The 20,078-nt window shown below is 37.7% G+C and carries 22 protein-coding genes and 1 riboswitch; of the genes, 13 read left to right on the forward strand and 9 right to left on the reverse strand.

Going from position 1 to position 20,078, the window contains the following annotated elements; genetic code table 11:
- The first annotated feature begins 38 nt into the window (after nt 1-38).
- Both ACLI50_RS19895 and serS read left to right on the forward strand, forming a co-directional pair.
- Nucleotides 39-557, forward strand: coding sequence for a hypothetical protein (locus tag ACLI50_RS19895; RefSeq protein ID WP_202839994.1), 519 nt, complete (start codon nt 39-41; stop codon nt 555-557).
- Nucleotides 558-622: 65 nt separating this feature from the next.
- Nucleotides 623-1,891 carry a serine--tRNA ligase gene (serS, locus tag ACLI50_RS19900; RefSeq protein WP_110009911.1) on the forward strand — a complete coding sequence of 423 codons (1,269 nt, stop codon included), beginning with the start codon at nt 623-625 and terminating at the stop codon, nt 1,889-1,891.
- Between the two features lie 55 nt (nt 1,892-1,946).
- Here serS and ACLI50_RS19905 read toward each other — a convergent pair whose 3' ends face one another.
- From ACLI50_RS19905 to ACLI50_RS19945, 9 genes are all read right to left on the reverse strand, one after another.
- A complete protein-coding gene (locus ACLI50_RS19905; RefSeq protein WP_411414490.1) occupies nt 1,947-2,684 on the reverse strand; it encodes a hypothetical protein in 738 nt (245 codons plus the stop codon).
- A 19-nt stretch (nt 2,685-2,703) separates the two neighbouring features.
- On the reverse strand, nt 2,704-3,429 hold the full coding sequence (locus tag ACLI50_RS19910) for a sulfite exporter TauE/SafE family protein (RefSeq protein WP_227942649.1): 726 nt from the start codon (nt 3,427-3,429) through the stop codon (nt 2,704-2,706).
- Complete coding sequence (locus tag ACLI50_RS19915) at nt 3,420-3,872, reverse strand: FixH family protein (RefSeq protein ID WP_227942648.1); 453 nt, start codon at nt 3,870-3,872, stop codon at nt 3,420-3,422. The genes ACLI50_RS19910 and ACLI50_RS19915 overlap by 10 nt, the downstream gene beginning before the upstream one ends.
- A 10-nt stretch (nt 3,873-3,882) precedes the next feature.
- The gene (gene ccoG / locus ACLI50_RS19920; protein WP_411414491.1) at nt 3,883-5,337 is read right to left on the reverse strand and encodes a cytochrome c oxidase accessory protein CcoG; all 1,455 of its coding nucleotides are present in this window, start codon (nt 5,335-5,337) and stop codon (nt 3,883-3,885) included.
- Nucleotides 5,338-5,432: 95 nt separating this feature from the next.
- Complete coding sequence (locus ACLI50_RS19925) at nt 5,433-6,314, reverse strand: cbb3-type cytochrome c oxidase N-terminal domain-containing protein (RefSeq protein ID WP_062676011.1); 882 nt, start codon at nt 6,312-6,314, stop codon at nt 5,433-5,435.
- 10 nt (nt 6,315-6,324) lie between these two features.
- The gene (locus ACLI50_RS19930) at nt 6,325-6,525 is read right to left on the reverse strand and encodes a cbb3-type cytochrome oxidase subunit 3 (protein ID WP_002983870.1); all 201 of its coding nucleotides are present in this window, start codon (nt 6,523-6,525) and stop codon (nt 6,325-6,327) included.
- A 22-nt stretch (nt 6,526-6,547) separates the two neighbouring features.
- Nucleotides 6,548-8,809: a cytochrome-c oxidase, cbb3-type subunit I gene (ccoN, locus tag ACLI50_RS19935; protein WP_076595424.1), complete on the reverse strand. Its 2,262-nt coding sequence runs from the start codon at nt 8,807-8,809 to the stop codon at nt 6,548-6,550.
- Between the two features lie 21 nt (nt 8,810-8,830).
- Nucleotides 8,831-9,043 carry a cbb3-type cytochrome oxidase assembly protein CcoS gene (ccoS, locus tag ACLI50_RS19940; protein WP_110009904.1) on the reverse strand — a complete coding sequence of 71 codons (213 nt, stop codon included), beginning with the start codon at nt 9,041-9,043 and terminating at the stop codon, nt 8,831-8,833.
- Nucleotides 9,044-9,152: 109 nt separating this feature from the next.
- Nucleotides 9,153-11,531, reverse strand: coding sequence for a heavy metal translocating P-type ATPase (locus ACLI50_RS19945; protein WP_343639367.1), 2,379 nt, complete (start codon nt 11,529-11,531; stop codon nt 9,153-9,155).
- An 88-nt stretch (nt 11,532-11,619) separates the two neighbouring features.
- Between ACLI50_RS19945 and ACLI50_RS19950 the strand changes: the two genes are divergently transcribed.
- From ACLI50_RS19950 to ACLI50_RS20000, 11 genes are all read left to right on the forward strand, one after another.
- A complete protein-coding gene (locus tag ACLI50_RS19950) occupies nt 11,620-12,333 on the forward strand; it encodes a Crp/Fnr family transcriptional regulator (RefSeq protein ID WP_047424695.1) in 714 nt (237 codons plus the stop codon).
- 61 nt (nt 12,334-12,394) lie between these two features.
- Entirely contained in the window at nt 12,395-13,210 is an 816-nt protein-coding gene (panB, locus tag ACLI50_RS19955) for a 3-methyl-2-oxobutanoate hydroxymethyltransferase (protein WP_110009902.1), read from the forward strand.
- A gap of 3 nt (nt 13,211-13,213) precedes the next feature.
- A complete protein-coding gene (locus tag ACLI50_RS19960) occupies nt 13,214-13,528 on the forward strand; it encodes a hypothetical protein (RefSeq protein WP_047377337.1) in 315 nt (104 codons plus the stop codon).
- 11 nt (nt 13,529-13,539) lie between these two features.
- On the forward strand, nt 13,540-14,217 hold the full coding sequence (locus ACLI50_RS19965; protein WP_411414492.1) for an RluA family pseudouridine synthase: 678 nt from the start codon (nt 13,540-13,542) through the stop codon (nt 14,215-14,217).
- A gap of 22 nt (nt 14,218-14,239) precedes the next feature.
- Nucleotides 14,240-15,082 (forward strand): hypothetical protein, encoded by an 843-nt coding sequence (locus tag ACLI50_RS19970; protein WP_411414493.1) that lies wholly within the window; start codon nt 14,240-14,242, stop codon nt 15,080-15,082.
- 103 nt (nt 15,083-15,185) lie between these two features.
- A riboswitch (TPP riboswitch) is annotated at nt 15,186-15,282 on the forward strand.
- A 57-nt stretch (nt 15,283-15,339) separates the two neighbouring features.
- Complete coding sequence (gene thiS / locus ACLI50_RS19975; protein WP_227942644.1) at nt 15,340-15,546, forward strand: sulfur carrier protein ThiS; 207 nt, start codon at nt 15,340-15,342, stop codon at nt 15,544-15,546.
- Nucleotides 15,547-15,570: 24 nt separating this feature from the next.
- Entirely contained in the window at nt 15,571-17,382 is a 1,812-nt protein-coding gene (thiC, locus tag ACLI50_RS19980) for a phosphomethylpyrimidine synthase ThiC (protein ID WP_343639377.1), read from the forward strand.
- Nucleotides 17,379-17,966 carry a thiamine phosphate synthase gene (locus ACLI50_RS19985; protein ID WP_202839966.1) on the forward strand — a complete coding sequence of 196 codons (588 nt, stop codon included), beginning with the start codon at nt 17,379-17,381 and terminating at the stop codon, nt 17,964-17,966. The genes thiC and ACLI50_RS19985 overlap by 4 nt, the downstream gene beginning before the upstream one ends.
- Nucleotides 17,942-18,679, forward strand: coding sequence for a hydroxymethylpyrimidine/phosphomethylpyrimidine kinase (locus ACLI50_RS19990; protein ID WP_202839964.1), 738 nt, complete (start codon nt 17,942-17,944; stop codon nt 18,677-18,679). Before ACLI50_RS19985 ends, ACLI50_RS19990 begins: the two co-directional genes overlap by 25 nt.
- A 4-nt stretch (nt 18,680-18,683) precedes the next feature.
- A complete protein-coding gene (locus ACLI50_RS19995) occupies nt 18,684-19,298 on the forward strand; it encodes a thiamine phosphate synthase (protein WP_202839963.1) in 615 nt (204 codons plus the stop codon).
- A complete protein-coding gene (locus ACLI50_RS20000) occupies nt 19,295-20,071 on the forward strand; it encodes a thiazole synthase (RefSeq protein WP_202839961.1) in 777 nt (258 codons plus the stop codon). The genes ACLI50_RS19995 and ACLI50_RS20000 overlap by 4 nt, the downstream gene beginning before the upstream one ends.
- The last annotated feature ends 7 nt before the right edge of the window (nt 20,072-20,078 follow it).

The raw sequence follows: 20,078 nt of genomic DNA on the forward strand, positions 1-20,078 counted from the left end.
AGAAGGAGCCTAAAGATTAATATTTTACCTTTGTATTTATGATGAAATATTTTTGGTGTATACTTGTAGCGGTTTTTGCACTGATCAGTTGTAAAAGTGATGATGATTCTTTGCAGAGGATTGATCAGTTAATGAATATCTATATCAGGAACAGTGCTGGTCAGGATTTGCTGAACAGTAAGAAAACAGGATCTTTTACAGGGTATTCTGTGAATGATATTTTTGGAACTAAAGATATTGCTCCGATAAATATTTCATTGAAAATGACTACAGATTCATTGTTTTATATGGAATATCTGGCAGGAGCCAAAAGAAGGAGACTGGATTCCATCAGCCCGGATAATCCCGGAACAGGAACCTCCTATTATTCCCGAATGAAGATTACGTATACAAAAAGCACAAATGCAAGCGATAATGTGATTGATACTTTGGAAATTCAGTATCGCAATACCCCAACGGTATTTCAGGTTTCAAAAGTTTTGTATAACAGAGTTCCGGTATTTTCAAAAGAGGCCAATGCACCAACTTCGATAAATACTGTCACGGTCACAAAATAATTTTTAAATTTGTACAACAGTTAGCTGATTATAAGCTAATATCTAATATTTAACATCTAAATAAAATGTTACAAGTCAATTTTTTGCGCGACAACAAAGAACGCGTTTTAGAAGGTCTTAAGAAAAGACAATTCAAAAATCTTGAGTTGGTAGACGAGGCTATCGCTGCCGATGACGAAAGAAAAAGAATCCAGTTTGAACTAGATTCCCAGCTTTCCGAAATCAACAAAATTTCGAAAGAAATCGGTCTTTTGATGAAAGAAGGAAAAAAAGAAGAAGCGGAATCTGCAAAGTCTAAAACAGCACAATACAAAGAGTCGAGCTCAGAATTGAAATCCCAGTTAGAAGGTAAAGAAAACGACTTACTGAATATTCTGTATCAGCTTCCCAACATTCCAAATGAATTGGTAAAGAGTGGTGCTTCTGCGGATGATAACGAAATCATTTTCCAGTCTCATCCGGTAGAAGGTCTTGGTGAAGGAGCAATCCCTCACTGGGAACTGGCAAAAAAATACAACCTTATCGACTTTGAATTAGGAGTAAAAATTGCCGGAGCCGGTTTTCCTGTTTATTTAGGTAAAGGAGCAAGATTACAGAGAGCTTTGGTTCAGTATTTCTTAGATAAAAATGTGGAAAAAGGATACACAGAAGTGAATCCTCCTCACGTTGTGAATGAGGCTTCAGGTTTTGGAACCGGACAGCTGCCGGATAAAGAAGGACAGATGTACTATATTAATGAAGATAAATTATATTTGATCCCTACAGCAGAAGTTCCTGTAACAAACCTTTACCGCGATGTATTACTTGATGAGAAAGATCTTCCGATTAAGAATACAGCATTCTCTCAGTGCTACAGAAGAGAAGCGGGAAGCTACGGAGCTCATGTAAGAGGTCTGAACCGTCTTCACCAGTTTGAAAAAGTAGAGATCGTAAGAATTGAGAAACCAGAAAATTCTTATGCTGTGCTGGAAGAAATGGTAGAACACATCAAAGAAATTCTTACAGATCTTGAACTTCCGTTCAGAGTATTAAGACTTTGTGGAGGTGATACAGGTTTTGCATCTGCCATGACTTATGACTTTGAAGTTTGGAGTGCCGCTCAGGAAATGTGGCTGGAAGTAAGTTCAGTGTCTAACTTTGAAACATTCCAGGCCAACAGATTGAAATGCCGTTACAAAGGAGATGGTAAATCTCAGCTGGTTCATACTCTGAACGGATCTGCAATGGCATTACCAAGAATTATGGCTGCATTGCTGGAGAATAACCAGACACCGGAAGGAATCAAGCTTCCTAAGAAGGTTGCGGAATATGCAAGATTTGATTTGATCAACTAAATTAATCTATTTTTAGTAACAATAAAAAGACCACCATAATCCGGTGGTCTTTGTTTTATTCAGTAACGATGATAATCTTTTTATCTTCGTTTTTAAGTTTTGTATCATTATCGTAGATAGCTTTCAGATCATAATCTATTCTTATTGAATGATCATCAATCTGCTTCACCCAGTCATGCTTTCCTGAAATTGACTTTATTTTATTTTCAAACTTTAATGTAGTTCCTATATTTTTGAAAAACATCATCATCATTCCAGCTACTTTCTCAGCTTCTTCTTTTGAGCTTTTGGTTTTGATAGCCTCTTCAATACTTTTAAGATTAAAATTATCTGTATTAATCGTTAAAGTCTTTCCGTCCCAATTATTGTAAATATTCTGATCCAGAGGCATTTTTTCAGTTTTCGTGAAGTTTTTCAGAGCCTGATAATCTTCCGCAGTAAAATGCTCCATTTTGAAAGAAAATCCAGCCAGCTTCTGATCTTCCTTTGTTGATTTCATGAAGACCTTTTTCATAATCCGAATCGAATCCGGATTTTCAGTTTTCAATTTTCCTTCCTGTTTGGCAAGATCATACATATTTGTCCAGGTAGTCGGAAGCTTATCCATTTCTCCGAATTCTTTCTGCTTTAAGGAATCCGGTGTCATTGCCATCATTTCCGACATAAATTCTTTTATATCGATATCGGTGACAGAAGTGGAAACGGCATCTTTGTGATAAACAATTTCAGAATTCACACTGCAGGACTGCAATGTGAAAAGGCCTATCAGAAATAAGACAATAATTTTCTTCATGGTTTATTTAAAATACGGATTAATGACAGTTAACAGCTCCATTTGGATCTTTCATAATCGTCATAGCTTCTGCTTTCGGAGAAACATACGGTATTCCCAGCTCAAGACCTCTTAGAATGAATAATCCTCCCAAAATAATCATAATCACAGGAACTGCTTTTAAAACTTTTACTCTGAAGGCCTGATTCATGAGATTTCCGGCCAGAACTATAGCGAACATGAACGGAAGGGTTCCCAATCCAAATAAAGCCATATATAAAGCTCCCTGCCATATTCCTCCGCCTGCAAGGCTGGCGGTAAGTGCCATATAAACCATTCCACATGGTAAAAAACCATTAAGAAGCCCTGTAGAGAATCTTGAACGGTAATCTGCTTTCTGAAGTAATTTTCCTAAATTCATTTTTACACTGTACAGAAACTTGGATAGGAAAGGAATTTTTGAAGCAAAATCTTTTCCACCAAATGAAAATACAGCCATAATGATCAGAAGAACCCCGGCAGTAATTGTAAGATATTTCTGAAATCCTGCCATTTCAAATCCCTGCCCGATAATCCCCAGAAGAGCACCTAATAATGAGTAGGTGAAAATTCTTCCGAATTGGTAGGTAAGGTTCTGAAGATAGAAATTGGCAGCTTGTTTTTTGGTTAATCCCATCGATAAAGCAATAGGGCCACACATTCCGATACAGTGAAAACCGGAAGCAAAGCCTAAAGCAATAGCCGATACAATAAGTCCTATTTCCATATCACGTCATAATCCATTCGGTAGTCTGTTTTATCTTTTGTCCAGCTTAATCTTAACGTATAGTTTCCTACTTTCAATACCTGTGCAGGAATGGTGAAAGACTGGCTGGCATCAAGCTGTACAGATTTTTTAATGTCTAAATTCTGGTCGTCGGTTCTGTTTAAAACAAATTTTACCGTAGTATTAGAATTATTATATTCTTTTGGAAAAGTGATGGTAATGCCTTTGGTATCCTGGCTGTATACAGGTTTTTCCTGCAGGTCATCTGCTTTTTTCTTAGCGTCAATCACATCCTGATACTTCAATTCTTCTTCGTAATAATTATCGGTTACCATTTCAGAATTCTTCTGTCCGTTCGGGAAAAGAAACATCATGGATAATATAAAAACTATAAATGCTAATAGTGCAATTACAACACCATGTCCCCAACTAAAGTTCTTCATTCTTTTCTAATTAAAATTGCAGTTTAAAAGGTCCTTCAAAATAAGTCTGGTATGAATCAATCAGCTTACCTTTCATATCGTAAACACCGATAGTAATATTTTGTTTAGAGAGTTTCATATCATTTTCCGGGAAGCTGATGTTGATCGTTCCTTTGGAAATTTTATCTCTGTCTACCTGAATCTTACTTGATGCACTATACGTAATTTCACCATGTGCAGGATCTATTACTTTGATGGTAACGATTTTTTTCTCGTTCGTTTTATTAAGGAAGGTATAATTATAAGTGTTGGTAATTTTACCGTCTCTCACAAAGAATGTACTTCCCGCAGGTTTGATGAATTTAGCCTCCATCTCGCCACGGCTGTAAAGAAGATATCCCAGGAATCCTACAAGAAATAACAGGAATATTGAAAACCCTTTCATTCTTCCTGTAAACTTGAACTGAGTTTCTTTCTCAATTTCATTTTCAGATGCATACCGGATCAATCCTTTCGGAAGGCCTACTTTTTCCATTACTTCATCGCAGGCATCAATACATGCGGTACAGTTGATACATTCCAGCTGTTGTCCGTCTCTGATGTCAATTCCCGTAGGACATACCACAACACATTGATGGCAGTCGATACAATCACCTTTTCCTGCAGCTTTACGATCTTCGCCCTTTCTCCATTTTGCTCTGTTTTCTCCTCTTTTGAAGTCATAGAAAACATTGATAGTATCTTTATCGATCAATACACCCTGAAGTCTTCCGTAAGGACAAACCAATGTACAAACCTGCTCTCTGAACCACGCAAATACAAAGTAAAATGCTGCGGTAAGAAGAATCATTACAATAAAATTAGTAGGATGTGCAAATGGCCCTTCCCCAACAATTTTAAATACTTCTTCATATCCTACGATATACATAAACATAAAGTGGGTAATAATGAGTGAAATGATGACATAAATAGTCCATTTCAAACTTCTTTTCCAGATCTTCTCACTGTTCCACTCCTGCCTGTCCAGCTTCATCTGCTTATTTCTGTCACCTTCAATCATGTATTCGATTTTACGGAATATCGATTCCATAAAAATTGTCTGAGGGCAGATCCACCCGCAGAAAATTCTTCCGAACGCAATCGTAAAAACAATAATAAAGATCAAAGAGGCAATAGCACCTAAAGTAAGGATAAAAAAGTCCTGTGGATAGAAAGGCTGTCCAAAAATGAAAAACTCCCTGTCGATTACATTAAACATCAGCAATGGATTACCATTGATTTTGATGAACGGTAATGTAAAATAAATAATTAATAGTAAATAACTTACAATATTTCTATAGTTGGTGTACTTTCCTTTAGGTTTTCTTGGAAAGACCCATTTTCTTTTTCCGGATTGCTCCATTGTCCCTATAGAATCTCTGTAAGTCTCAGGGTCCAGAACCTGTCCCTGTCCGCCGCGTACTTCTATATCTTCTATGTCTGACATATATAATAGGTTTTAAAAAAGAAAAAACATAATTCGTTACTATTTTAATCTAATAACAAATTATGTTTTTTTCATATGTTTTCTAATTTTTTAAATTATTCTTTTTCCCAATGTGCTTCAGTTCCCTGAGGAGCTGCTCCTCCCTGAGCCGGAGTCACTGGTGGTTGTTCCTGGTTGATGTGATATACATACGCTGCAATCTTCTCAATCTCTGCACCTGAAACTTCTCCGTTTTTACCGAATGCTCTCATGGCAGGGTTAGTAGGAGAACCATTCCAGTCCATATGGAATACGTTTTTGAATAACGTTTTCTCAGGCTGGTTGATCCAGTAGTTATCAGTAAGGTTAGGTCCGATACCTCCACTACCGTCTTCTTTGTGACAAGATGCACAGTTTGTTTTGAATAATTCTTTACCTTCTGCAATGTTATCAGCTGAATACTTAGCTGTTTCAATCGTTACAGGAGGCTGAGATTTCTGATATTCTTCAATACTTGCTAACTGCTCTTTATATTCTTTTTCATATTCGCTTAACGGGTGAGCGAAGTCTGTGAAAGAGTAAGCTGCAATATATACAATACAAAAAGCGGTCCCAAAATAGAATAAACCTACCCACCATTTTGGTAATTGGTTATCCAGCTCCATGATTCCGTCGAAACCGTGGTCGATAAGGATATCCTTTTCTTCAGAAGCAGATTGCTTTTTGAATGCACTTTGGTACAATCTTTTGAAATAAGGAACTTTCTTTTCAGCTAAATAAGCTGCCTTTTCCTCAGGAGATAATTTCTTGAATTTGTTGTTCTCAATAAGGTCTCCGATAGCTCCATGAATGTAAGCCAGGATACCAGCGATCACAACAGTTCCCCAGAAGTAAGGTGAAGAAAGGAACGCGTAGCTCTGTACAAATAAATAATAAAAAACTATTAAAAGTCCGATTATTATTAAGATGTTTATAACAACAGGTGTTCTTTGTTTCATAAAAAATAGTTTAATTTTTTAAATTAAAATCGTCATCTTCATCATCCCCAAGAGGTGCCTCTTCTTCTTCTTTGTAATATTTTTTAGGTCTGCTAAAAACATAGATTACTAAAGCTATGAAGAACAGCATAAAGAAAATCAGAGCCAGTGTCTGGTAGAAGCCAGCATTTTCAGTATTGGATAATATATCTTTAAAGTTCTGAGGAATCATAGTATGAACTTTTTAATGTTTTTTAGTTATTACTTGCTGTTTTGATTTCAGTTGTTTTGATATCTGTACCTAATCTCTGAAGATAAGAAATAAGAGCTACAATTTCTTTTTTCTCTAGTTCTCCCTGAGGTCTCTTAGCATAAGCCTGCTTAAGGTCATTAGCTTCAGAGAAGATATCTTTCACAATTTTTGCCGATTGGTTGTTAGCCCATTTGTCTGCAGAATCGATTTCAGCCTTAGTATAAGGTACATCAAACACATTCTTCATCAGCTTCATCTTGTCTACCATCTTAGTTCTGTCTAAGTCAGTAGCAATTAACCAAGGGTAACGTGGCATGATAGAACCAGCAGAAGTAGATCTTGGGTTATACATGTGTTTGTAGTGCCAAGAACTTGGGTTTTTACCACCTTCTCTATGTAAATCCGGTCCTGTTCTCTTAGAACCCCATAGGAATGGTCTGTCGTATACGAATTCTCCAGCTTTGGAGTATTGTCCGTTTTTACCGTTGAATCTTGTAATCTCATCTCTGAACGGTCTGATCATCTGAGAGTGACAAGCGTTACATCCTTCACGGATATAGATATCTCTACCTTCAAGTTCCAGCGGTGAATAAGGCTTCACGGCAGAAATCGTAGGTACACTTTTCTTAAGAGATAGTGTAGGGATAATTTCAATTGAACTACCGATAGATATTGTGATGAAAGACAGGATACCTAATAATACCGGAGTTCTTTCAAGCCAAAGGTGAGTACCTTCTCCTTCTTTTCTGTTTTTACTGATGTTTGCCAACGCAGGAGCTTCAGCAGGAACTTCTTTCTGGAATGATCCTTTTCTTACTGTAGCGATTACGTTTACAATCATCAGGATAGATCCTGAGATATAGAATAGACCTCCTACGAATCTCATTTTGAAGTAAGGAATAATTGCAGTTACCGTATCCAGCCAGTTTTTCCATAATAATGTTCCGTCCGGGTTGAATTGCTTCCACATTAATCCTTGTGTAAATCCTGAAATATACATTGGAACTGCATAGAAGATAATTCCTAAAGTACCTAACCAGAAATGCCAGTTAGCTAATTTTACAGACCAAAGTTTTGTTCTCCACATAATTGGTACCAGGTAATAGATAACCCCGAATGCCATGAAACCATTCCATCCAAGAGCTCCTAAGTGTACGTGACCGATAACCCAGTCTGTAAAGTGACCAATTTTGTTGATGTTTTTAGTTGCCAAAAGCGGTCCTTCAAACGTTGCCATACCATAACATGTAACAGCTACTACGAAGAACTTAAGGATAGGATTTTCTCTTACCTTATCCCATGCTCCTCTTAGTGTAAGAAGACCATTTAACATACCTCCCCAGGATGGTGCAATAAGCATGATAGAGAAACCTGTTCCTACCGCCTGAGCCCAAGCCGGAAGAGCTGTATACTGAAGGTGGTGAGGACCAGCCCAGATATATACGAAAATTAATGACCAGAAGTGAATAATAGACAGTTTATAAGAGAATACCGGTCTGTCTGCAGCCTTCGGAAGGAAGTAATACATTAAACCAAGAACCGGAGTCGTCAATACGAATGCAACCGCATTGTGTCCATACCACCACTGTACAATAGCATCTTTTACCCCTGCATATGCTGAATAAGATTTCCAGCCCGTGAAAGATAAAGGTACTTCAAGGTTGTTGAAGATGTGAAGCATTGCTACTGCAATCCAGGTACCGATGTAGAACCAGATGGCTACATAAAGGTGTCTCACTCTTCTCTTAGAAATAGTCAGGAACATATTGATACCAAAAATGATCCATGAGAATGCGATCAATATGTCGATCGGCCACTCGTGTTCAGCATATTCTTTAGAGGTATTAATCCCCATAAAGAAGGTAACGAACGTAGCAACGATCATAAACTGCCAGGTCCAGAAATGTAGCCAAGACAAGGTGTCACTGTACATTCTTGTTTTTAATAATCTTTGTAATGAGTAATAAATACCCGTGTAAACGATGTTACAAACGAATGCAAAGATTACGGTATTGGTGTGCAGCATCCTGATTCTACCAAAACCAAATGCACCATGAGTGTTTATTAACCCTTCAATATTACCCGATGCCAAACTTTTAATGGTTGTGTCATCTGTCCCGAAAAAGAATTCAGGTAATTCAGGGTAGAAAAGCATTAATGCCGCCGTAAGCCCGAACGTAAATCCGATGAGACCGAAAACTAAGGTCGCATAAAGGAACGCACGGACAATACTATTGTCATAACTAAACTTCTGTGTTTCCATATCAACTATTCACTATTTTTCTCAATTTTTATTATTTTCTCCTATTTCTTTTTCGTCTTTATTTTTGTTGCCGGTTTCATCTTTTTCTTCTACTTTTTCGTCATCAAAAAGAATTCTGACAGCCGGAGATTCATCATCTTCAAACTGTCCTTTTCGGGCATACACTATAAATACGACCAAGAAAATCGCAGCCAAAGAAACACTGCAGAGGATCATTAAATATAGAATATCCATTGGACAACAAAATTAACCTATTTTCGGGGTTCAAATTTAGTGAAAAATAATGACATTCATCACGAAATGCTGATTTCAGCTAATTTAAAATCAGTCTAAATAAGGGCTTTTACGCCTGTTTTTTGAAATATTTACGACCTAAAATCCAGGTTGAAACTGTAGTAAAGGTAACCACTGTGATCGAACTGATTGGCATAATGATTGCTGCGAAGAGCGGATGCATATGCCCTGTAACAGCGTAACTTAAACCGACAATATTGTATAGAAAACTGATTATAAATGTCATTTTCACAATCGTGATGGAACCCTTGCAAACATTCAGATAGTTGTCAAGAGTAACTACTTTATCTCCGTTCATAATGACATCAGAAGATGGAGTAAAACTGTTTGTATCATCAGCAATGGCGATTCCTACATTACTTTGTTTTAAGGCTCCTGCATCATTAAGCCCGTCTCCAAGCATTGCCACTTTTAAGTGCTGATCCTGAAGGGATTTGATATAGTTCAGTTTGTCTTCCGGGCTTTGATTAAAGGCCATTCCTTTGTAATTCGGAATAAGCTCTTTAAGCTGGTTTTCTTCTGAAGAGTTGTCTCCGCTCAGGATAAATATTTTGTAGTGGGTAAGTTTAGTGAAAAGTTCTTTCAGTCTTGGACGATACTCGTTTTTAAAGATGAATTTACCCAGGTATTCTCCATTTTTACTGATATAAACGGCTGTTTCAAGATTTTTAGGTTCCTGGTTGTTATAACGGGCGGAACCAATTTTATAAAGGTTTCCTCTCACGCTGGCTTCATATCCTTTTCCTGAAATTTCAACAAACTTCTCTACAGGGAAATATTCATCGTTCACCTCTATGAATTCGTACAATGATTTTGAAAGCGGGTGGTTGGAATTTTTTAATAAAGTTTTGATATTCAAAGAGTCAAATTCGCTGATCTCAGATCCTTCGTATTTGATGTTTGATTTCTTTCTGTGTGTAATGGTTCCTGTTTTGTCAAAAACAATCGTATCAAGTTTCGCGATTTTTTCAATCGTTAAAGTATCTTTAACATAAAACTTATTTCGGCCTAAAATCCTCATAATGTGACCGAAAGTGAACGGCGCAGACAGTGCAAGTGCGCAAGGGCATGCAATGATCAGAATGGCAGAAATAACCTGAAACATTTTCTCCAAATCAATAAATGCCCAATAGATTCCAGCAGCCAGAGCAATACCTAAAATGATGAATGTGAAATATTTACTGATGCTGTTTGTCAATGTATCCAGCCCGGTTTCATGTTTTTTGAAAGCTTCTTTATTCCAAAGCTGAGTAAGGTAACTCTGGTCTACATCTTTAATAACTTCCAGCTCCAGAGATGACCCGATCTGCTTACCTCCGGCAAAGATTTTATCGCCCGGCTGTTTACTGATGCTTTCACTTTCTCCGGTAATAAAGCTGTTGTCGATATTTCCTTCTCCGTTAATAAGAATCGCATCTACCGGAATGATTTCCTGATTTCTAACTAAAATTCTGTCTCCTACTTTTACTGCGGAAAGAAGGATATTTTCCTGTTTTCCCTCAAAGTCTACCTTCGTTACGGCAATTGGGTAGAACGATTTGTAGTCTCGGTCATAAGAAAGAGCACTGTACGTTCTTTTCTGAAAAATTTTCCCCATCAGCATGAAGAAAAGAAGACCGCAAAGGGTATCAAAATATCCCGGACCGTAATCCGTCACCACTTCATAGATACTTCTCCCGAAAAGAACAAAAATTCCCAGTACAATAGGAACATCTATGTTGACGATTTTATTTTTTAATCCGTACCATGCGGATTTGTAATAATCTGAAGCCGAATAAAATACTACAGGACATGCCAGTAAGAACATCAGTGTTCTGAAAAGCCCCTTGTAATGTTCCATCCAGTAATCTTCTCCTCCTACGTATTCGGGAAAGGCGAGAAACATACCGTTTCCGAAGGCAAAACCTGCAATAGCAAATTTTACCAGCAAAGATTTATCAAGGTGGTCTACGTTTTTTTCAGCAGTTTCAAGACTGATAACAGGTTTGTATCCCAGATTGGTTAAGAAATTAGCAAGTTCGCTCAATTTCAGATCATTATGGTTGAATGAAATCTGCAAAGTCTTCCTTGTGAAGTTAACCTGAGAATATTTGATATGCTTATTTAACGTATGCAGACTTTCCAGTAGCCAGATGCATGAAGAACAGTGTATTACAGGGATTTTAAAGGTAACAAGGCTGGTGCTTCCTTCAGAAAAATCAGTCACTTTTTCGAAGATTTCCGGCGTGTCCAGGTAATCAAACTGAGTAGAATTTTCATCATTCGGACGAATTCCTGCTCCTTTATTAAGCTCATAGAAATTGCTTAAATTATTTAAATTTAGAATTTCGTAAACGGATTTACATCCATTACAACAGAAAGTCTTTTCATCAAATAAAATTCTCTCTTTTTCTATACCTTGACCACAATGAAAACAGTTCTCGCTCACCCCATAAAATATTGAACTACAAAATTATAACAATTTTTTTTGTTTATCGCGTTAAAAAGTTCTATTTTTGTGATAAATATCATATAAAATGCCGCAGGAACAACAGATAGCAATTGAAGAGAGGTTCGCCAGAGTTTTTAATGATAAATCATTTAAAGAAAGACTTTCTAGCGCAGATTTTGAAAAATATATTAATGGCAAAAAGAAACTGAGTTTTCAGAAACATGAAACTATTTTTGAGGATGGGGAAACTCCAAAAGGAGTGTTTGTCCTGGAAAAAGGTGCTGCCAAACTTTCAAAATCAGGAGCTTTCGGGAAAGATCAGATTTTAAGATTTATCAAAGAAGGAGATATCATCGGCTATCGTTCTTTGCTTTGTGGGGAAAACTTCCAGGCCAAAGCAGAAGCAATGACAGATATTGAATGTGTTTTCTTACCTGCAGATATCTTTATGTATCTTCTGGAAGTAGATCCACAACTGTCCTTCGTAATGCTTCAGAAAATTTCTTATGAATTAGGAGAATCTTCCAACACCATTACTTTCCTTGCACAAAAAACAGTAAGAGAAAGACTGGCAGAAATTCTGCTGCTTCTTGAACAGAAGTTGGGTGTAGATCCTGAAGGTTTTATTAAAATCTCCTTAACGAGAGAAGAAATTGCCAACATTATCGGTACTGCTACGGAAAGTGCCATCCGTCTGATCTCGGAATTCAAACAGGATAGTCTGATTGAAGTGGACGGAAGAAATATCAAGATCTTAAATCACGACAAACTCATGAAACTCGGTCACGTAGTTTTATAAATCATACAAAAACTTAAGTCGGCTCAAGGCCGACTTTTTAACTTTTAAAAATAGATAAATTATGTCTGTTCACTCTGAAATTAAAAAAGTTACGACTGAAACCTTGCGTAAAATGAAATTCGACAAGGAGAAAATAACAATGCTTACAGCCTATGATTTTACCACTGCCAAGATGGTAGATGCTGGTGGAGTAGATGCTATTTTAATTGGAGACTCTGCAGCGAATGTAATGGCTGGTTTTGAAACCACATTGCCTATTACGCTGGATCAAATGATCTATCATGCGCAAAGTGTGGTAAGAGGAACCGACAGAGCTTTGGTGGTAGCGGATTTACCTTTCGGAACTTATCAGAGTAATCCTGAAAAAGCATTGGAATCTGCGGTAAGAATGATGAAAGAAGGTGGAGCGCATGCCGTAAAAATTGAGGGTGGAAAAGAAATCTCCAAGTCAATCAAAAAAATTATCAATGCCGGAATTCCGGTAATGGGACATTTGGGATTAACGCCACAGTCCATTTATAAATTTGGAACATATAAAGTAAGAGCCAAAGAAGAAGCAGAAGCTGAAAAACTGATTGCTGATGCACAGCTTTTGGAAGAACTTGGCTGTTTTTCTATTGTGTTGGAAAAAATTCCTGCTGATTTAGCTAAGAAAGTAACTGAAAGCATCTCTATTCCAACCATCGGAATCGGTGCCGGTGCAGATTGCGACGGACAGGTTTTGGTGTATCATGATATGGTGGGAATGAACAAAGGTTTCAGCCCGAAATTCTTAAGAAGATACCTTGACCTTTACACAGAAATTACAGGAGCCGTTTCTCAATATGTGAAAGATGTGAAAAATGTAGAATTTCCAAACGAAAACGAAAGTTATTAATCCATGCAGAACCAACAATCTATCCAGGGAATATTATCTATTGCAGCTTTGATTTGTCTGGCCGTGGGATGGTTTAATTTATTTTCCCCGGAAATTAATCATTTGCTTTCAAGAAAAGTATTTTATGTTCTGATTGGAGCAAGCTTTTTTATTCAGGCTCCATTGCTTACCAATAAGAATTTTGTTTATGCCATGTATGCTGCAGCGGCTATCTGTGTATTCGGAGCGTTTATTCCGGAAGGCTCAAAACTTTCAGCTGTTAAAACGGTAGGCCTTCTGGCAGGGATTATCCTGTCATTATCCAACAGAAGAAGATAGACTGAAGAGGTATGAAGGAGCAGATTATATATGAAGACAATCATCTTCTGGTGATTAATAAAAAGGTGGGTCAGCTTGTACAGGGCGATAAGACCGGCGATGAATCACTATTAGAATCCATCAAGAACTTTATAAAAATAAGAGATGCTAAGCCGGGAAATGTTTTTCTCGGCTTGGTTCATCGTATAGACCGCCCAACTTCCGGGCTGGTGATCTATGCAAAAACATCCAAAGCGCTTTCCCGTTTGACGCAGATGGTGAAAAACCGGGAAGTGAAAAAAACATATTGGGCCGTTGTAGGAAAAGAAATGATCCCGCAAAGCCAGAGGCTGATTCATTATTTAAAGAAAAACGAAAAAAATAATAAAGCCATTGTTTTTCCGAAAGCAACGGAAGGAGCCAAAGAAGCAATCCTGACTTATCATGTGATCAAAACATTAGACAATTATTTGTTGTTGGAAATTGACCTTGAAACCGGAAGACATCATCAGATCAGAGCACAGCTATCCAAGACCGGAGTTCCGATTAAGGGTGATCTGAAATATGGAGCACCACGTTCCAATTCTGACGGAGGAATCAATCTTCACGCCAGAAAGCTGGAATTTATTCATCCCGTTACCAAAGAAAACATTGAAATTATAGCTCCTGTTCCGCAGAATGATGCGGTTTGGAAAGCTTGTGAAGAATAAGCACATCATAAAAAACTATACCATGAAATTCAAATCACTTTTATTTGCCACATTGCTGGTTATGACATCTTGTTCAGACAATGATGAATTACCAGTTGATCATTCACAACAGACGACTCCTGAAAATACCAGTAAAATATCGTGGAATTATCCGGTTTTGTCACCTGCCTTTAATGGATCGGAACAAAATTATATGTTCGAATATGATGCTCAGGGAAGAATTGTAAAAAAAATAGGAGGAAAGCTGGAACATTCCGGAGGTACGGGATTTCCTTATGCTTATTCAAAATCTGTTTATACAGCGGTAACCTACACAGGAAATACAGCAATTATGAAAGATTACAGCTCTGACCCTGGTTTCACTGTTCAGTTGAAGGAAAGAAGGTTTGAATTTGATAATCAAGGTAGAGTTATTAAAGTAGTTATTCCACAGGTTAATAATTCATATATGGATAAGTATCTGACCTATACATATGATGCTTCAGGAAAGTTAACTGAGATTTTAACTGAATATCCTAATATTCCATATGATCCAACTGATCCGCAAGATTATATTTTGACTTACGTAGAAAAGTTTATTTATAACACCTCAGGAAATTTAGAAAAGGCAGTTAAAACTGAAAGGCATAATAATATTGATGCTTATATTACGAATGAAATTACATTGGATAATTTTGATTCTGCACAAAATCCATTTAAGAAATTGGGTATTTTTGAAGAGTATTTCTACTTTTCATTATCAAAAAATAATCCTCAGAGAAAAATTTCAAAAGAATTTAAACCTTATAGCTCCGAATTTTTTCTTAGTCAATCAAACTGGACTAATCAATATAATTCTGATGGAAGCTTGAAGGTTTTTTATTAAAGACTATTTAAAATAAAAGTGAAGTCCGTCTCAATTTTGAGACGGACTTTTTCTTTAATATCATTTCAGATTTTGCCCATTCTAAAAAAATGTCTAACTTCGTCTCAAACTTTAGGGGTGTCTGTTACTAACAGACTGAGACTTTACCCTTTGAACCTGATCTGGATCATACCAGCGTAGGGAAAAGTAGATGACTTTTACTGTACATTCTATTGTACAATAATGGCCATTCCTAAAGTATATTTAATTTATTAGGAATGGAACTTATAATCAACCACACCCGAAAAACATTTGATGTACTTCCTGCCAACCTGGAAGCATTACTGGCTATTGAGCTGCCTGGAAAAAAGAAAGGTATTGCTGTAGCTGTCAACAATCGCATTATTCCCCTGTCTGTCTGGGCGGAAACCATCCTAAACAATAACGATTCAGTGTTAATCATTACTGCCACTCAGGGCGGTTAATTCTCATATTTAATACCAATACTTATGGCTCACTCCATTACATGTTCGCCATTTCCGAACTCAAAGAAAATCTATGTTGAAGGAAAATTACATCCTATCAATGTAGCCATGCGTGAAATACAGCTTAGCCCCACAAAATTGACCAATGGCGGCTTTGAACATAATGCTCCGGTAACCATTTATGACACTTCGGGGCCTTATACCGATGAAAATGCAGTAATTGACATTCAGAAAGGGCTTCCAAGAATCAGAGAACAATGGATTCTGGATAGAAATGATGTGAATATCTTAGACGGAATTACATCTGAATATGGAAAAGCACGTTTGGCGGATCCACGTCTTGACGAACTGAGGTTTTCTTATGATCATAAACCCAAAGTGGCAAAGGATGGCAAAGAACTGACCCAGCTTTACTATGCCAAACAGGGAATCATTACTCCGGAAATGGAATATGTGGCGATCCGGGAAAATCAAAGAATAGAACAGCTGGAATCAGTGTCTAAAGAAATGGCTTTTCAACATCCGGGACACAGTTTTGGAGCCAATACTCCCAAAAGTAAAATCACCCCGGAATTTGTAAGAGACGAAATTGCTGCCGGAAGAGCTATTATTCCCAATAACATCAACCATCCGGAAAGCGAGCCGATGATTATCGGGAGAAATTTCCTGGTAAAGATCAATGCGAATATCGGAAACAGTGCCGTTTCATCCAGTATTGAAGAAGAAGTGGAAAAAGCAGTATGGGCCTGCCGATGGGGAGCAGATACCATTATGGACCTTTCAACCGGTAAAAATATTCACGAAACAAGAGAATGGATCATCAGAAATAGTCCGGTTCCGATTGGTACCGTTCCAATCTATCAGGCATTGGAAAAAGTAAAAGGTGTTCCTGAAGATCTTACATGGGAAATCTTCAGAGATACTTTGATTGAACAGGCTGAACAGGGAGTTTCTTATTTTACCATCCACGCAGGAGTTTTACTAAGATATATTCATCTGACAGCCAACAGAGTAACCGGAATTGTATCCAGAGGAGGATCGATTATGGCAAAATGGTGCTTATTTCATCATAAAGAAAGTTTCCTGTATACCCATTTTGAGGAGATTTGTGAAATCATGAAGAAATACGACGTAGCTTTCTCTCTGGGAGACGGTCTTCGTCCGGGATCTATTGCAGATGCCAATGATGCAGCGCAGTTTGCAGAACTGGAAACTTTAGGTGAACTCACTAAAATTGCCTGGAAACATAATGTACAGGTAATGATTGAAGGACCTGGGCATGTACCAATGCATATGATCAAAGAAAATATGGATAAACAGCTGAAAGAATGCCATGAAGCGCCATTTTATACTTTAGGTCCTTTAACAACGGATATTGCACCGGGTTATGATCATATTACTTCAGGGATCGGAGCAGCAATGATCGGATGGTTTGGATGTGCGATGCTTTGCTATGTAACTCCAAAAGAACATTTGGGACTTCCGAATAAGGATGATGTCAAAGTTGGGGTGATCACTTATAAACTGGCAGCCCACGCGGCAGATTTAGCAAAAGGACATCCGGGCGCACAATACAGAGACAATGCATTAAGTAAAGCAAGGTTCGAATTCAGATGGGAAGATCAGTTCAATCTTTCATTAGATCCGGAAACAGCAAGAGCATATCATGATGAAACCCTTCCGGCAGAAGGAGCAAAAATTGCTCATTTCTGTTCCATGTGCGGACCAAAATTCTGTTCGATGAAAATCACTCAGGAAATCCGTGAATCTGCAGAAAAAGGGATGCTGGATAAATCACAGGAATTCATCGAAAAAGGAAAAGAAATTTATATATGATCCTCGTTATCACTCCTGAATTGATTGTTCCGAACGAAACTGATCTTATTAATCAGATGTTTCAGGAAGGTCTTGACCTGCTTCACATCCGTAAACCAGGAGCAAACAGAAATGAAATGATTGAATTTATCACCCAAATTGATGACGCTTTTCATTCACAGCTTGTACTGCATACGCATTACGATCTTGGAAAGGAATATCAGATCTCAAGGTTTCATTTCAGGGAAATCGACCGGAAAGAAGAAGCATTTAAAACTTTCGCGGAAGAAAATATAATTTCAACTTCAGTGCACGATATCACAACCTACAATACTTTGGATAAAGTATGGGAATATGCTTTCATAAGTCCATTCTTTCCAAGTATCTCCAAAAAAGGATATGGATTGGATTCTACCATTAAAGAAGAAGTAAAACATCGGAACAATCCGGATGTCAAATTGATAGCCCTTGGAGGAATTAATCAGGATAATATTCATGAAGTTTTCGAATCAGATATCGATGGAGCAGCCCTATTGGGTGCGATCTGGGAAAGTGAAGAACCTTTAAAAGTATTCAGAAAATGCAGGAACGTCCTTATGTCATAAGCATTGCAGGCTTTGATCCCAGTGGTGGAGCAGGCTTATTATCAGATAGTAAAACTTTTGAACATTCAAAAGTAATGGGATTGGGAGTGTGTACGGCATTAACATTACAGACCGCTTCCAAGTGCTTAAGCCTGGAATGGCGTCCCATAGATGAAATAATTGAAGCCATTCAGGTGCTGATGGAAAACTATTCCGTTTCAGCAGTGAAAATTGGAATTGTGAAAGATGCAGATTTTTTAAGCAAAATTGTAGAAACAGTTCAAAAGAATAATTCTGAAGTGAAAATCGTTTGGGATCCCATTCTGAAAAGCACTTCGGACTTTAATTTTTTTGATCTTGAAACTCTTCATCAATTAAAAAAAATTGTTCATAAACTCAGTTTGATTACACCTAATTATAACGAATACAGTGTTTTAAAGGGAAATCATCTGTTACCTGATACTCATCAATGCGCATTGCTGATCAAAGGAGGACATAGAGAAGATCATTTGGGCACAGATATTTTAGTTGAAAACGGAAAAGAGATTCTTTTAGCTCCAGCCGAAAGGAATACAACCTATTTTCCAAAGCATGGTTCCGGCTGTGTTTTATCCTCAGCCATTACAGCAGAACTTGCGAAGGGGAAAAATATGGAAACGGCCTGCTGGAATGGAAAATTATACATCGAAAAATTTTTAAAAAGCAATTCCTCTTTACTGGGAACGCATTCATAAAAACATGGAAAAATTACAATACATATCACAGGGAAATACAATACAGGAACAGGAAAAGCATATCCGTAACGCTTTGGATAATGGAATCAAATGGGTACAGGTTCGATGGAAAAATGCGCCTGAAAATGAATTAATCAGTCTTTGTGAAATTTCAAAACAGCTTTGCTCAGCATATCAGTCGGTTTGTATCATCAATGACCATGTACAGATCGCTAAAGAAATAGATGCTGACGGAGTACATTTAGGATTGGATGACTGTTCTGTCGATGAAGCAAGACTGATTCTTGGAAAAAACAAAATTATTGGCGGGACAGCTAATACCCTTTCAGATGTGATCAGGAGAATCAAAGAATCGTGTGATTATATTGGTTTGGGACCATTGAGATTTACCACCACGAAAGAAAAGTTAAGTCCTGTCCTTGGATTTGAAGGATACCGGCATATCATTGACGGGTTAAAAGATAAATCAATAGAGATCCCTAAAATATTTGCCATCGGGAGCGTTAATCCTGAAGATATTTTACCGCTACAGGAAATCGGGATTTATGGCGTTGCTGTTTCAGGAATTATTACCAGGCAGCCCGCTATTATTAACGAATTAAAAAAAGTAATGATATGAACAATCAGAAATTAGAAATAGCAGGAAGAATTTTTGAATCCAGACTGTTTTTAGGGACAGGAAAATTCGGAAGTATGAGAGATATGGTGCAGTCTGTTATCGCATCAGAAAGCAATATGGTAACGATGGCGCTGAAAAGGATTGATGCCCAATCCAATGAAGATGACCTGCTTGACTCATTAAAAGAAACCCATGTTCATCTTCTTCCTAATACTTCCGGAGCCAGAACTGCCAAAGAAGCCGTATTGGCAGCTCAATTAGCCAGAGAAGCACTGGAAACCAACTGGGTAAAACTAGAAATTCATCCCGATCCGAAATATTTACTGCCGGACCCCATTGAAACCTTATATGCCACTGAAGAACTGGCGAAATTAGGATTTGTTGTAATGCCTTACATTCATGCCGATCCGGTTCTGTGCAAAAGACTTGAAGATGCAGGAACCGCAGTGGTAATGCCATTGGGAGCGCCTATTGGAACGAATAAAGGACTAAAAACACAGGATTTTCTTGAAATAATCATCAGCCAGAGCAACGTTCCTGTAGTGGTAGATGCCGGAATCGGGGCACCTTCAGATGCCGCAAAAGCCATGGAAATGGGGGCTGACGCCGTTTTGGTGAATACTGCCATTGCTGTAGCCAGAAATCCGTTGAATATGGCTGTCGCTTTTAAAGAAGGAGTGATTGCCGGAAGAAGAGCTTTTGAGTCAGGGTTGGGAGCCATTTCAAGTCATGCTGAAGCTTCAAGTCCGCTGACTTCGTTTTTATTTGAATAATCAGGAT

The sequence above is a fragment of the Chryseobacterium cupriresistens genome (assembly GCF_046614675.1).
Classification (GTDB): domain Bacteria; phylum Bacteroidota; class Bacteroidia; order Flavobacteriales; family Weeksellaceae; genus Chryseobacterium; species Chryseobacterium cupriresistens.

Bases quoted from the DNA above. Each gene is read 5' to 3' on its own strand.
- ACLI50_RS19970 (WP_411414493.1), top strand. From the start codon at position 14,240: ATGAAATTCAAATCACTTTTATTTGCCACATTGCTGGTTATGACATCT.
- ACLI50_RS19990 (WP_202839964.1), top strand. From the start codon at position 17,942: ATGCAGGAACGTCCTTATGTCATAAGCATTGCAGGCTTTGATCCCAGT.
- ACLI50_RS19915 (WP_227942648.1), bottom strand. From the start codon at position 3,872: ATGAAGAACTTTAGTTGGGGACATGGTGTTGTAATTGCACTATTAGCA.
- ccoN (WP_076595424.1), bottom strand. From the start codon at position 8,809: ATGGAAACACAGAAGTTTAGTTATGACAATAGTATTGTCCGTGCGTTC.
- thiC (WP_343639377.1), top strand. From the start codon at position 15,571: ATGGCTCACTCCATTACATGTTCGCCATTTCCGAACTCAAAGAAAATC.
- ACLI50_RS20000 (WP_202839961.1), top strand. From the start codon at position 19,295: ATGAACAATCAGAAATTAGAAATAGCAGGAAGAATTTTTGAATCCAGA.
- ACLI50_RS19995 (WP_202839963.1), top strand. From the start codon at position 18,684: ATGGAAAAATTACAATACATATCACAGGGAAATACAATACAGGAACAG.
- ACLI50_RS19905 (WP_411414490.1), bottom strand. From the start codon at position 2,684: ATGAAGAAAATTATTGTCTTATTTCTGATAGGCCTTTTCACATTGCAG.
- ACLI50_RS19925 (WP_062676011.1), bottom strand. From the start codon at position 6,314: ATGAAACAAAGAACACCTGTTGTTATAAACATCTTAATAATAATCGGA.
- ACLI50_RS19965 (WP_411414492.1), top strand. From the start codon at position 13,540: ATGAAGGAGCAGATTATATATGAAGACAATCATCTTCTGGTGATTAAT.
- ACLI50_RS19960 (WP_047377337.1), top strand. From the start codon at position 13,214: ATGCAGAACCAACAATCTATCCAGGGAATATTATCTATTGCAGCTTTG.
- ccoS (WP_110009904.1), bottom strand. From the start codon at position 9,043: ATGGATATTCTATATTTAATGATCCTCTGCAGTGTTTCTTTGGCTGCG.
- ACLI50_RS19910 (WP_227942649.1), bottom strand. From the start codon at position 3,429: ATGGAAATAGGACTTATTGTATCGGCTATTGCTTTAGGCTTTGCTTCC.
- ACLI50_RS19950 (WP_047424695.1), top strand. From the start codon at position 11,620: ATGCCGCAGGAACAACAGATAGCAATTGAAGAGAGGTTCGCCAGAGTT.
- thiS (WP_227942644.1), top strand. From the start codon at position 15,340: ATGGAACTTATAATCAACCACACCCGAAAAACATTTGATGTACTTCCT.
- panB (WP_110009902.1), top strand. From the start codon at position 12,395: ATGTCTGTTCACTCTGAAATTAAAAAAGTTACGACTGAAACCTTGCGT.
- ACLI50_RS19895 (WP_202839994.1), top strand. From the start codon at position 39: ATGATGAAATATTTTTGGTGTATACTTGTAGCGGTTTTTGCACTGATC.
- ACLI50_RS19985 (WP_202839966.1), top strand. From the start codon at position 17,379: ATGATCCTCGTTATCACTCCTGAATTGATTGTTCCGAACGAAACTGAT.
- ACLI50_RS19930 (WP_002983870.1), bottom strand. From the start codon at position 6,525: ATGATTCCTCAGAACTTTAAAGATATATTATCCAATACTGAAAATGCT.
- serS (WP_110009911.1), top strand. From the start codon at position 623: ATGTTACAAGTCAATTTTTTGCGCGACAACAAAGAACGCGTTTTAGAA.
- ccoG (WP_411414491.1), bottom strand. From the start codon at position 5,337: ATGTCAGACATAGAAGATATAGAAGTACGCGGCGGACAGGGACAGGTT.